The organism is Streptomyces sp. PU-14G, assembly GCF_041028275.1.
Classification (GTDB): Bacteria; Actinomycetota; Actinomycetes; order Streptomycetales; family Streptomycetaceae; genus Streptomyces.
Window position 1 is genome coordinate 1 of record NZ_JASKYT010000034.1, and the last position, 12783, is coordinate 12783.

9 protein-coding genes are annotated in these 12783 nt (G+C 70.5%); 4 read left to right on the forward strand and 5 right to left on the reverse strand.

Annotation, left to right across the window (positions count from 1 at the left end; genetic code table 11):
• The first annotated feature begins 201 nt into the window (after positions 1 to 201).
• Positions 202 to 1044 (forward strand): L,D-transpeptidase family protein, encoded by an 843-nt coding sequence (locus AB8Z75_RS06620; RefSeq protein ID WP_369200439.1) that lies wholly within the window; start codon positions 202 to 204, stop codon positions 1042 to 1044.
• Between the two features lie 156 nt (positions 1045 to 1200).
• Here AB8Z75_RS06620 and AB8Z75_RS06625 read toward each other — a convergent pair whose 3' ends face one another.
• On the reverse strand, positions 1201 to 2616 hold the full coding sequence (locus AB8Z75_RS06625; protein ID WP_369200440.1) for a Gfo/Idh/MocA family protein: 1416 nt from the start codon (positions 2614 to 2616) through the stop codon (positions 1201 to 1203).
• Positions 2617 to 2958: 342 nt separating this feature from the next.
• Here AB8Z75_RS06625 and AB8Z75_RS06630 point away from each other — a divergent pair, with 342 nt between their 5' ends.
• On the forward strand, positions 2959 to 4353 hold the full coding sequence (locus AB8Z75_RS06630) for an alpha-amylase family protein (RefSeq protein WP_369200441.1): 1395 nt from the start codon (positions 2959 to 2961) through the stop codon (positions 4351 to 4353).
• 53 nt (positions 4354 to 4406) lie between these two features.
• Here AB8Z75_RS06630 and AB8Z75_RS06635 read toward each other — a convergent pair whose 3' ends face one another.
• Positions 4407 to 7376 carry an FAD-binding and (Fe-S)-binding domain-containing protein gene (locus tag AB8Z75_RS06635; protein WP_369200442.1) on the reverse strand — a complete coding sequence of 990 codons (2970 nt, stop codon included), beginning with the start codon at positions 7374 to 7376 and terminating at the stop codon, positions 4407 to 4409.
• A 156-nt stretch (positions 7377 to 7532) separates the two neighbouring features.
• Positions 7533 to 7982, reverse strand: a complete 450-nt coding sequence (locus tag AB8Z75_RS06640; protein ID WP_369200443.1) for a MarR family winged helix-turn-helix transcriptional regulator — start codon at positions 7980 to 7982, stop codon at positions 7533 to 7535.
• A 134-nt stretch (positions 7983 to 8116) separates the two neighbouring features.
• Between AB8Z75_RS06640 and AB8Z75_RS06645 the strand changes: the two genes are divergently transcribed.
• Positions 8117 to 10063 carry an ABC transporter ATP-binding protein gene (locus tag AB8Z75_RS06645; RefSeq protein ID WP_369200444.1) on the forward strand — a complete coding sequence of 649 codons (1947 nt, stop codon included), beginning with the start codon at positions 8117 to 8119 and terminating at the stop codon, positions 10061 to 10063.
• A gap of 108 nt (positions 10064 to 10171) precedes the next feature.
• Here the strand turns inward: AB8Z75_RS06645 and AB8Z75_RS06650 are convergent, their stop codons facing one another.
• Both AB8Z75_RS06650 and AB8Z75_RS06655 read right to left on the reverse strand, forming a co-directional pair.
• Positions 10172 to 10555: a VOC family protein gene (locus AB8Z75_RS06650; protein WP_369200445.1), complete on the reverse strand. Its 384-nt coding sequence runs from the start codon at positions 10553 to 10555 to the stop codon at positions 10172 to 10174.
• Between the two features lie 154 nt (positions 10556 to 10709).
• Positions 10710 to 12011, reverse strand: coding sequence for an exo-beta-N-acetylmuramidase NamZ domain-containing protein (locus AB8Z75_RS06655; RefSeq protein ID WP_369200446.1), 1302 nt, complete (start codon positions 12009 to 12011; stop codon positions 10710 to 10712).
• A gap of 155 nt (positions 12012 to 12166) precedes the next feature.
• On the opposite strand from AB8Z75_RS06655, the gene AB8Z75_RS06660 reads away from it, so the two are divergent.
• Complete coding sequence (locus AB8Z75_RS06660; RefSeq protein WP_369200447.1) at positions 12167 to 12679, forward strand: O-acetyl-ADP-ribose deacetylase; 513 nt, start codon at positions 12167 to 12169, stop codon at positions 12677 to 12679.
• The last annotated feature ends 104 nt before the right edge of the window (positions 12680 to 12783 follow it).

A 12783-nucleotide genomic window follows, 5' to 3' on the forward strand; every position in this document is an offset into this window, starting at 1 on the left:
CCCGGGGGGAGTCGGGCCAGGAGGGGCCGTGGTCGGCCGGCGGGCAGGCGTGCGGAGCGCATGCGGCCAGCGCATACGGGACGCACCCGTGCGGGCCGTGCGGCGGTGGACGTGTTCGCTGATCTCATCCGGTCACTCGCGCGATGGCAACGGGTTTTCCCCGGCGGCGGAAGGGTTCCGGCCAATGCGAGGATGGAGGGCATGCGCATACGTGGGGCAGGACGGACAAGCGGCGGGGCAGCGGCGCGCGGGGCCACCACGGGCCGTGCCAAGGAGGTGCCGGCTGCCAGGGCGAGAGCGCGCGCCAAGGCCAGGGCCGCTCTGGTGGCGGCAGCGGGTGGCACGGCGTTGGCGGTGCTCCTCGCGGGCTGCGGTTCCGACGACGGCGGAGGCCGGGGTTCCGGCAGCACGAAGGCCGCGAAGGACTCCGAGGCGTCCCCGAAGGCCGAACTGGCGAAGAACCCCACGGAAATCCCTCGTGTGGGTGACCGGCTCCAGGCGAAGATCCCCGACGACAGCACCCAGGTGGTGGCCGTCGAGGGCAGGGGCAAGGACTCGGCGGACGCGACGGTCCGCCTCTACACCCGGCACGGCAAGGCGTGGCACGAGGAGCACAGCTGGCAGGCGCACAACGGCAAGAAGGGCTGGACGAGCGACCACCACCAGGGCGACAAGCGCAGCCCGGTCGGCGTCTTCTCGCTCTCCGACGCCGGCGGGGTGCTGCCCGAACCCGACGCCAGGCTGCCGTACGCCCACACGTCGGCGTTCACCCCGCCCTCGTACTGGCCGAAGAAGACCCGGCACGACTTCGACCACGTGATCGCCATCGACTACAACCGAGTCAAGGGCACCTCCCCCCTCGACCCGACCCGGCCGCAGGGTCAGGCCAAGGGGGGCAGTATCTGGTTGCACATGGACCACGGCAGCGGCACGTCGGGCTGCGTGAGCATCTCGAAGTCCGGCATGGAGACGCTGTTGCGGACGTTGGATCCGAAGAAGCACCCTGTGGTCGTCATGGGGGACAAGGCTTCGCTCAAGAGCTGAGCGGGCCTCCGGGCGCCGGGGGCCCGGTCGCGGCGGACGTCCGGCCGCTCGTACGTCCGGACGTACGAAGTGGGTCCGGGCGCCCGTACGTACCGAAGTGGGTTCGGGCGCCCGCCTCTTCTCAGACGGTGAGCTTCCTCTCCGTCGCTCCTCGCCTCACTCCTCGGGCTTCTCGGAGTCGACGCCCGGCCGTTCCTTCTTCCAGAGGCCACGGGTGAAGTCCGGGATCTCCTGCGGCAGGCCCTTGGCCTTGATCGAGGCGTGGCTGAGCGGGACGGGGGCGGTCCAGGTGGCCGCGTCGTAGACGTCGAAGTCGGGTACCAGTCCGAGCCGCATGCACTGCACCAGGCGGAACAGCATGATGTAGTCCATGCCGCCATGCCCGCCGGGGGGATTGGCGTGTTCCTTCCACAGCCAGTGGTCGTGTTCCTTGTACCCGTCGAAGTCGCCCCACTCGTCTCCGGACATGTCCGGCTCGAGGTAGATGCGGGGCGGATAGTCCTCGAAGACGCCCTTGGTGCCCCCGAGAATGTTGAGCCGGGAGTAGGGGTGCGGGTTGGAGACGTCCTGTTCCAGGCGGATGACCCGCCCCTTGGCGGTCTGGATGAGGCTGATCGCCATGTCGCTCTTGACGTAGGTCTCCTTCCAGCTCTCGTCGCCCTGCGGCGCGTGTTCCTTGCGGTAGGCGGCCAGGCCGAGGGAGGGAGATCCGAAGGTGCTGATGCGGAGTGCCAGGTCGCCACGGTTGACGTCCATGTAGTTGGCGACCGGCCCGAAGCCGTGGTTCGGGTAGAGGTCACCCTTGAGCCGGGTGTGCCACTTGCGACGCCAGGGGCCCTCGTAGTAATCGGGGTCGAACATCAGGCCGCGCAGATCGTGGAGGTAGGCGCCCGCGCCGTGCAGCAGGTCACCGAAGAGCCCTTCGTGCGCCATGCGCAGGACTCGCATCTCGTTCTGCCCGTAGGCGCAGTTCTCCAGTTGCATGCAGTGCTTGCGGGTCTTCTCCGAGAGGTCGACCAGCTCCCAGAGCTCCTTGAGCTCCAAGGCGATCGGACACTCCACCCCGACGTGCTTGCCGCCCTTCATAGCGGCCTTGGCCATCTCGAAGTGCCAGTCCCACGGGGTGGCGACGTAGACGAAGTCCACGTCGCCGCGTCTGCACAGCTTCTGGAAGTCGTGGTCGCCCTTGGCATAGAGGGCGGGCGCCGGCTGGCCGGCGTCGGTGACCTTCTTGGCGGCGCGTTCGGCCTTCTCCCGCACCGGATCGCACAGCGCGACCACCCGTACGCCTTCCAGGGCCAGGAAGAGGTCGATCATGCTGCCGCCGCGCTGCCCCAGGCCGATGATGCCGATCCGGACGGTGCGGCGCTCCTCGAACGGTACGCCGATCATGGTGCGGCCCCGCCGGGGCGGTGCCGCGGCCTCGCCCTGCGCGGCTGCGGCGGTCGCAGCGGTACCGGGCGCCGCGGCCTCGGCCGCGGGGGTGCCCAGCGCCCCGACGCCCAGCCCTGCTCCGGCGGCTGAGGCGGTCCGCAGTACGGAGCGGCGGCTGAATCCTTGGTCGTCACTCATCGGGTCTCCCGCAGTCTTCGCATGTCGTCCGGGTGGGTGAACTCGGCTATGGACCCTGCTGGTTGAGACCAGTGGTGCGCAAGAGCGCGGACTTGGACTCTCGTCGTTCGTGGATGGACTTCCGCGCGCGCGGACCGCCTCTCGGCTCGCAATGCCTTGCTGCAAGGAGCAGAAAAAGTTTGCGAGAACTCTTGACGTGCTCACGTCCTGGCGGCAGGCTCCCGGTCAGCCTCGTGGACACATGGCTCGCTCGAACCAGCGTGTCCACCTCCCCCCACGGCGGCCCTGGCGCCTGGCTGCCTTCCGGGCACCCCCGTGCCCGCACACCGAAGGAGCCGCATCATGAGAAAACGTCTGCTCAGCGCGAGCACGGCAGGAGTACTGGCAGTCGGTGGCCTGCTCGCGACGGGGCCCTGGCACGCTCAGGCGGGCACCACCTCCGCAGCCGCCGCGCAGGCCCTCCCTCCCGGCGGGAAGACCGTCACCGCCACGCTGTTCGAGCGCCCCTTCGCCTCCGTCGCCCAGGAGTGCACTGACACGCTCGGCCCCGCCGGTTACGGCTACGTCGAGGTGTCGCCCGCCAGTGAACACATTCAAGGGGACGCCTGGTGGACGTCATACCAGCCGGTCAGCTACAAGATCGCGGGCAGGCTGGGGAGTCGAGACGACTTCGCGAACATGGTGAAGGCGTGCGAGTCGGCGGGTGTCAAGGTGATCGCGGACGCCGTCATCAACCACATGACCTCCGGCTCGGGCACCGGAACCGGCGGCACCCCGTACTCCAAGTACGGCTATCAGGGCACCTACGAGGACGCCGACTTCCACGCCTGCCGTCGCGACATCACGGACTACACCAACCGTGACGACGTGCAGAATTGCGAACTGGTGGGTCTCGCCGACCTCGACACCGGCACCGACAAGGTGCGCGGCGCCATCGCCGGCTACCTCGACGACCTGAGGTCGCTGGGGGTGGCCGGGTTCCGGATCGACGCGGCCAAGCACATGGCGGCGGCTGACGTGGCCGCCATCAAGGCGAAGATGACCGAGGACCCCGGTTTCTGGGTCAGTGAGGTGATACATGGCGACGGCGAGGCGGTGCAGCCGGAGGAGTACACCGAAGTGGGGGACGTCGACGAGTTCCGCTACGGCCGCGCGCTCAAGGGGGCGTTCCAGGGCGGGGACCTCGGCTCGCTCCGGACTCTCGGCGACTCCCTGCTGGACAGCGGCTCCGCACGCACGTTCGTCGACAACTGGGACACCGAGCGCAACGGCTCCACGCTGACCTACAAGGACGGCGCGGCCCACACGCTCGCCAATGTCTTCCTGCTCGCCCACCCGTACGGATCTCCGAACGTCTACTCGGGCTACGAGTTCAGTGACGCCGACGCCGGGCCGCCCAGCGGCGGGACCGGCTGGACCGGCAACCATGCCAAGCCGGAGATCACGGGCATGGTCGGCTTCCACAACGCGGTCGGCACAGCGGAGCTCACCGACTGGTGGTCCGAGGGCCAGGCCCTCGCCTTCAGCCGCGGTGACAAGGGCTTCGTCGCGCTCAACAACAGTGACAGCGAGGTCAGCAGGGCTTTCACGACCTCACTGCCTGCCGGTACCTACTGCAACGTGGCCTCCGCACAGAGTGGCTGCGAACAAAAGGTGCGGGTCGGCTCCGACGGCACCGCACAGGTGACGCTGCCGGCCCGCAGCGCCGTCGCACTGCACGTGGACGCGACGGAGTGACTCGCGGGGCGGGCCCGCACAAGCGGCCCGCCCCACCCTTGCCTCCGCCGCCGTCACCGCGGTCTGGTGGCGCGCTCCAGTTCCTGGATCACCGAGTGGTACCCACGGTCGCCCGTGGCGTGGTCCATACCGATCTCGCAGGTCCTGTTCGCCGACAGGTACGCGTCGTACGAGCGCTGTTCCACCTCCGCGGCCTCGCGGGCCGTCGCGGAGGCGGTCAGCTCCTCGTGCAGCAGCCCGCGGTCGCCCGCGAAGGCACAGCACCCGGCGTCCAACGGCACCACGACCTCGTGAGCGCATGCCTCCGCCACCTGGCGCAGTTCCGCCTCGTCCCCCAGGTGCCGCATGGAGCAGGTGGGATGGACGACCGCCGAGGCGACGCGGCTCTCGACGGTGAGCCGCGGAAGCAGCTCCTGGGCGGCCCAGACCAGGGAATCGACGATCGTCAGCCGTTCGTGGAGTTTGCGGTTGGCCGGGGTGAGGTAGGGCACGACCTCCTCCGCGATGCCCAGGGTGCATGAGGAGGCGTCCACGACGAGCGGGAGGTCGCCGCCGTCCGTCCACCGCCAGGCGGCCTCCACCATGCGGTTGGCCATCAGCGTGTTGCCCGCCTCGTAGCCCTTGGAGTGCCAGATCGTGGCGCAGCAGGTCCCCGTCACGTCCTCCGGTATCCACACCGGACGTCCCGCGCGGGCCGAGACGGCCACCATGGCCTCCGGGAGCGACGCTCCCTGATAGCCGTCCGGGTCGCCGAAGATGCGGTTCACACAGGCCGGGTAGTACACCGCGGAGGCGCGTTGCCTGCTGGTCGCGGGAAGACGGCCGGCGGCAGGAGCCGGAATCTCGGGCAGCCACTCGGGCACCAGGTCCGGGCGCACCGCCTTGCGTGCCGCGCCGGTCACCGCGCCCAGCATCCGGTCGCCCAGCGTGCCGTCCCGTCCGCGTAGGCGCTTGCGCAGCTGGTTGGCGGCTGCGACGGCCAGCCGGGCCGAGCGTTCCACGCGGGCGAAGTGCCGTGCCGTGCGCGCGGCGGTGCGCTCTTCACGGGGAGAGTGCCGTGCGTGCCGGAAGGACTTCATCATCGCGCCCGTGTCGATACCGACCGGGCAGTCGAGTTTGCAGGTGGAGTCGCCCGCGCAGGTGTCCACGGCGTCGTATCCGTAGCTGGCGAGCAGATTCTCGCCCACCAGGGAGCCGGGGCGCTGCCGCAGCATCTCGCGCCGGAGCACGATGCGCTGACGCGGGGTGGTGGTCAGATCCTCGCTCGGGCAGGTCGGTTCGCAAAAACCGCACTCGATGCACGGGTCGGCGATGGCCTCCACGCTGGGGATGGATTTCAGGCCCCTCAGGTGCGCCTGCGGATCACGGTCCAACAGGACGCCGGGTGCCAGCACCCCGGCCGGGTCCAGGAGCCGCTTGACACGCCACATCAGCTCGGTGGCCTCCGCTCCCCACTCCAGCTCCAGGAAGGGGGCGATGTTGCGGCCCGTGGCGTGCTCGGCTTTGAGGGAGCCGTCGAAGCGCTCGACGGTCATCCGGCAGAAGTCGTCCATGAACGCGGCATAGCGGGCCACGTCCTCGGGGCTCGCCGCGTCGAAGGCCAGCAAGAAGTGCAGGTTTCCGTGCGCCGCGTGCCCGGCGACGGCGGCGTCGAAGCCGTGGCGCTCCTGGAGCTCCAGCAGCGCCTCGCAGGCTTCGGCCAGCCGGGAGGGTGGCACCGCGAAGTCCTCGGTGATCAGAGTGGTGCCCGAGGGGCGGGAGCCTCCCACGGCTGTGACGAACGCCTTGCGCGCCTTCCAGTACGAGGCGATCGTCCCCGCATCGCGCGTCAGCTCGTTGGTGACCGAGGGAACCGGAGCCACCAGGTCAAGACCGGCCAGCACGGCGCGTGCCGCCTGCTCACGCTCCTCGCGTACGGCGTCGTCGGGGGAGCGGAACTCGACCAGCAGGGCCGTTGTCTCCTTGGGCAGGTCCGCCCAGTCCTGCGGCACTCCCGAGACGCTCACCGAGGCCCGCAGGGTGTTGCCGTCCATCAGTTCCACCGACATCGCCCCTGCCTCGTTGAAGCGGGGCACCGCGGCAGCCGCGGCCGACAGCGAGGGGAAGAAGAAGAGCCCCGTCGAGGTGCGCCGGTGCAGTGGCAGGGTGTCGAAGACGAACTCGGCGAGAAAACCGAGCGTGCCCTGGGAGCCGACCATCAGCCCGCGCAGGATCTCGACCGGCGTGGCCCCGTCCAGGAAGGCGTCCAGTCGGTAGCCGTTGGTGTTCTTCAGCTCGTACTTGGCACGGATGCGGGCGACGAGTCGTGCGTCTGCCTCGATCTCCTCCTTGAGTGCCATCAGGCCCTCGCACAGCCCGGGCTCGTCCCGCGCCAGTTTCTCGTCGGCCGCCGGATCGGCCGTGTCCACGACGGTGCCGTTCGGCAGCACGCAGGTGAGCGAGGCGACGGTGCGGTAGGAGTTGCGCGTGGTGCCCGCCGTCATGCCGGAGGCGTTGTTGGCGACCACACCACCGACGGTGCAGGCGATGGCGCTGGCCGGGTCGGGGCCCAGCAGCCGTCCGTGCGGGGCCAGCGCGGCGTTCGTCCGGAAGACGGTGGTGCCGGGCTTGATCCGTGCCTGCCTGCCCTCCGCCAGCACCTCGACGCCGGCCCAGTGGCGGCGCACGTCGATGAGGATGTCCTCGCCCTGCGCCTGCCCGTTCAGCGACGTCCCCGCGGCGCGGAAGACGACGTCGCGGCCGTGCTCGCGCGCGTAGGAGAGCACCGCGGCCACGTCGGTCGCGTTCTCGGCGAGCACCACCACCTGGGGAATGAAGCGGTACGGGCTCGCGTCGGAGGCGTAGCGCACCAGGTCGGAGACCTTCGAGAGCACCTTCTCGCTGCCCAGCAGCCCCTCCAGGTCGCTCCGGAGCGGCTGCGGGGTGCCGTTCGCCCGGTCCTGCGGCACCCGGTCGGCGGCGGGAGAGTGTCCGGCGCCGGTACGCGGGCGCAGTGCTCCAGGCTTCGGTTCGAGCAGCGGCATGGCATCTCCTGGACGCGCGAGGGGACGAGGTGGCTCGGGCGGGGGGGCAGGGCTGGAATGTGCGTCTCATGCTAAAGCGGCCCTCCGACACCGGCCGTGGGGGTCGTACCGGCCGGACAACGCTCGTCCATCCAGCGCCTACGCAGGCCCGAGCGCCTACGCCGGCCCGTGGCCCCGCCCGTCCAGCAGCGCCAGCAGGCGGCTGAGCTCGTCGCGCTGTGCGGGGGTCAGCGGGGCCAGCAGCTCTTGCGCGGTGGCCCGACGGGCCTGCCTCAGTTCCTCCAGGGCTCGGGAGCCGCCCGGTGTGAGCTCGATCCGGGTGACCCGGCGGTTGGCGGCGTCGGGGGAGCGGCGCACCAGCCCGCGCGCCTCCAGTGCGTCGATGAGGCTCGTCACCTGCCGGGGCACCACGCCCAGCCGCTCGGCGAGGTCCGCCATCCGGGGCGGCTGGGGGCTGTGCGAGACCGTGCGCAGCATCCGGGCCTGCGCGGGTGTGACGCCGACCGGGGCGAAGTTCTGCCGGTGGGCGTGGTTGATCCGCTTGGTCAGGCGCAGGAGCTGGTCAGCCAGGTCGGATGCGTGTTCGTCGGCGGAGTGCGGGGGCATGACCGCAAGGTATCAGGATGATGTTCATTGTGAGTATAGGTAACCATGAACTATGCTCCGGAGTCCTGAAGGCGAACGGCACACGGGTGCGGAGCTCTCGCCGCGCCCCCGCGCCACCGACCCCGAGGAGCCCCTTGCGCCCTGCAGCACCCGGCTGGACGCCGGAACCGAAGGACCCGTCGACGCCCGAGCAGCCCGCGCAGGTGCGCCGCATCCTGCGCCTGTTCCGTCCCTACCGCGGCCGACTTGCCCTGGTCGGCCTCCTGGTGGCCGCCTCCTCGCTGGTCTCCGTGGCGTCCCCGTTCCTGCTGCGCGAGATCCTGGACGTCGCCATCCCCCGGCAGCGCACCGGTCTGCTCTCGCTCCTGGCCCTCGGCATGATCCTCACCGCCGTCATGACCAGCGTCTTCGGTGTGCTCCAGACGCTGATCAGCACCACGGTGGGCCAGCGCGTCATGCACGATCTGCGCACGGGGGTCTACGCGAAGCTCCAGCGGATGCCGCTCGCCTTCTTCACGCGCACACGAACGGGTGAGGTCCAGTCCCGCATCGCCAACGACATCGGTGGCATGCAGGCGACGGTCACCTCGACCGCGACCTCACTCGTCTCCAACCTCACCAGCGTGGTCGCCACCATCGTCGCCATGCTCGCTCTCGACTGGCGGCTGACCCTCGCCTCCCTCGCGCTGCTGCCCTTCTTCGTGTGGGTGAGCCGGCGCGTGGGGCGGGAACGCAAGCGCATCGCCACCGACAGGCAGAAGCAGATGGCCGTGCTCTCCGCGCTGGTCACCGAGTCCCTGTCGGTCAGCGGGATCCTGCTCGGACGCACCATGGGCAGGTCCGACTCGCTCACCCGCGGCTTCGCAGGTGAATCCGAGAGGCTGGTCGATCTGGAGGTGCGCTCCAACATGGCAGGGCGCTGGCGCATGGCGACCATCGGTATCGTCATGGCCGCCATCCCCGCCCTGCTCTACTGGACGGCCGGCATGCTCACCCACTTCGGTGGCCCGGCATTCTCCATCGGCACCCTCGTCGCCTTCGTCACTCTCCAGCAGGGCCTGCTGCGGCCGACCGTGTCCCTGCTGACCACCGGCGTGGAGATGCAGACCTCGCTGGCGCTCTTCCAGCGCATCTTCGAGTACCTCGATCTGCCCGTCACCATCACCGAGCCGGAGCACCCTGTCGTTCTCCCCTCGGTGCGGGGCGAAGTGCGCTTCGAGAGTGTCGACTTCTCCTACGACGACGATTCCCGCTCCTACGACGGCGGCTCCCGCGGACCCGACACACCCGGAAGCGCTGACAGTACGGGCGGTACGGGCGGGACCGGCAGCACCGTCAGCGCGCGGGATCGCACTCTGCACGGCGTCGATCTGACCGTCCCTCCGGGCAGCAGCCTCGCCATCGTGGGAGCCACCGGGTCGGGCAAGAGCACCCTCAGCTACCTGGTGCCCCGGCTCTACGACGTGAGCGCGGGCCGCGTCACCCTCGACGGCGTGGACGTCCGCGACCTCGGCTTCGCCACGCTCTCCGAGGCCGTGGGCGTGGTGTCCCAGGAGACGTACCTTTTCCACGCCACGGTCGCCGAGAACCTGCGCTTCGCCAAACCGGCGGCCTCCGACGAGGAGCTGCGCGCCGCTGCCAGGGCCGCACAGATCCACGAGCAGATCGCCGCCCTTCCGGACGGCTACGACACCCTCGTCGGTGAGCGCGGCTACCGCTTCTCCGGCGGCGAGAAACAGCGCCTCGCGCTCGCGCGCACCATCCTCAGGGACCCGCCCGTGCTGATCCTCGACGAGGCAACCAGCGCGCTCGACACCCGCACCGAACGCGCCGTGCAGGAGGCCATCGACGCGCTGTCGGCGGGGCGCACCACCCTGACCATCGCGCACCGCCTCTCCACCATCCGCGACGCCGACCAGATCGTTGTCCTGGACGGCGGAAGGATCGTGGAGCGGGGCACCCATGAGCAGCTCCTCGCGGCGGACGGCAAGTACGCCGCCCTGGTGCGCCGTGACGGGGAGACCCCCGGTGCGGACGGGACGCCGGGCGACCGCGAGCCGGCCGACGTGGTGGTGGGCTGACAGCGCCCCGGGGGCGCCTGGACGGCCCGCAGGCCGCGCGTCGGTCCGGTGGGTCGGCGAGGGAGGCCGGCCCATGCCGGTCGGCGGCGCGGCTCCCGCGCGGCCCGGTCAGCGGCGGGACATCGGCGGCTTCGGCTTCGGCGGTACGAACACGCAGAACTCGTTGCCCTCGGGGTCACTGAGGACGTCCCACCCGATCTCCTCGTCCCGCCTGCGCACCAAGGTGGCGCCGAGTGCCAGCAACTCCTCCGTGTGCCCGTACACGTCCAGGTGCATCCGGTTCTTGCCCTCTGTAGGACCGCTCACCGGGTTGATCCAGATGAGCGGTCCCGTGCCCGTCGGGTCGTACAGGGGAACAGGCCACTCGCGGGGACGTTCCGCGCTCCCGGCCGGCGGATCGCGGCGGGCGTAGCCCAGGGCCTGGCACCACCAGTCGGCCAGCGTCTGGTGGTCGATGGCGTCCAGCGCGAGATCCTTGAAGCGTGCGGCCATGAGGCGAGCCTACGGCCGGTCACCTCCGTTGGCCGTCACCCACGGGCACCGGAAGGGAAGGTTGTCGCACTCCTTCGCCATCAGGGATCGGCCGCCTCGCCACCACGGAACGACCGCTCGTGGGCAGTAGTGGGCGGCCGGCCCGTGCGACGCCTCAGCGGTAGAGCAGGTAGCGCCGCCTGGTCCGCTCGAAGTCGCGGACCTCCCGGCGCCAGGCACCGGTGACCTCTTCCAGGGACGCGCCCGCGTCGAGCATCTCCCGCAGCCGGGGAGAGCCCGACAGCTTGTCGATCCAGTATGGACGCTTCGGGTCGGGGTCCTTGCGCCAGGCGAAGCCGTCGTACCGCATGGCCTCCCGCAGCATGGCCACGGCGGTCGGCACCGCCTCGTACCGTGCCGGGTCGGTCACCAGGAGCTGGACACCGGCGCAGGTCGTGCCCTCGTGCTTGCTGAAGGTCGGCACGAAATAGCCCTCACGGAAACGCACGCCCGGCAGCCGCAGGGCGTTGAGGCGGTCGCTGTAGTGATAGTCCAGATAGGGCGCCCCGATGAACTGGAACGGCTGGGTGGTGCCTCGCCCCTCGGACAGGTTCGTTCCCTCGAAGTAGCCGGTGCCCGCGTAGGCGGTGGCGGTATCGGGCGTCGGCATGTTAGGGGACGGCGGCACCCAGGGCAGCCCCGTGTGCTGCGCCGTTGTCCGTGGAGACCAGCCGCGCACCTCGACGACCTCCAGTTCGACCCGGCCGCCGTCGCCCTCGCTGGGCAGCAGTTCGCCGTTGAAGTAGCGCGCCAGCTCGCCCACTGTCATGCCGTGCTGCTGGATGATCGGCTTGAGGCCGACGCCGGAGGCGTACTCGGGTGTCAGCAGCGGTCCGTCGGCTCTGCGTCCGATCGGGTTCGGCCGGTCCAGGACGACGAAGGCCGCGTCGGTGTCCCGCGCGGCGACCATCGCGTGGTACATCGTCCAGATGTAGGTGTAGAAACGCACCCCTACGTCCTGGATGTCGAAGACGACCGTGTCGACGCCGGCCTTGCGGAAGAGAGTCGCCATCTTCGCCGCGTCTGCGCCGTACGCGTCGTACACCGTCAGACCGGTGCGGGGGTCTTTGAACTCCGGCTCCGACTCTCCCGCCTGTGCGCTGCCCCGGAAGCCGTGTTCGGGGCCGAAGACGCCGACGATGTCCAGCTCGTCCCGCTCGGCCATCGAGTCGACCACGTGCCGGGCGTCCCTCAGCACTCCCGTCGGGTTGCTGACGACACCCACCTTGCGTCCCCGCAGTACGCGCCACCCGTCGGCCGCCGCCACGTCGGCGCCCGGCGTCACCCGTGGCCCACCGTGTCCTTCCGCCGACCGGTCCGGAGGGGCCGCGACGGCCGTGTGCCCCAGCAGCGGGGCGGCGAGGGCGGCGGCCGTGCCGCCGGCCATCAGGGAACGGCGAGAGGGAGTACGGGCCATAAGGAACCGTCCTTCCAGCGAGAAGGGTGCAGCGAAGCGGTGAGCGAGCCAAGAAGCGGTGGGGCAAGCTAATACGAACGCGCGCATGCCCACCAGGGGGCGCGCAGCGGACAACTGGTGGGCGCGCAGTCGCCCGACGCGCCAGGATGGGGCACATGCCGACGAACATCACCCTGGTGAGGGGCGACATCACCGAGCAGGACGTCGACGCCGTCGTCAACGCGGCGAACTCCTCGCTGATGGGCGGGGGAGGCGTGGACGGCGCGATCCACCGCAAGGGCGGTCCCGCCATTCTCGACGAGTGCCGGCGACTGCGCGCGGGACACTACGGGCGCGGGCTTCCCACCGGGCAGGCCGTCGCCACGACGGCGGGACGGCTCGCGGCCCGCTGGGTCATCCACACGGTCGGTCCTGTGCACCGGGGCCCCGGCAGCGATCCCGCGCTGCTCTCCTCCTGCTTCCTGGAGTCTCTGCGCGTCGCGGACGAACTCGGCGCACAGACGGTCGCGTTCCCGGCCATCTCCACCGGTGCCTATGGCTGGCCGGTGGCAGACGCCGCGCGCATCGCCGTGGAGGCGGTGCGCGCGGCGGACACTGCGGTCGAGGAGGTCAGGTTCGTGCTGTTCGACGAGGCGGCGTACGCGGCCTTCGCCACACGGATCGGCTGACACGGCGCGGCACCGACCTCCCCGGCCCCACCCAGACCGCTCACTCGTCGAAGGCGACGCGCCGCCGCTCCTTTGCGGGCCGAGTAAACGGTGGGGCGCCGTCG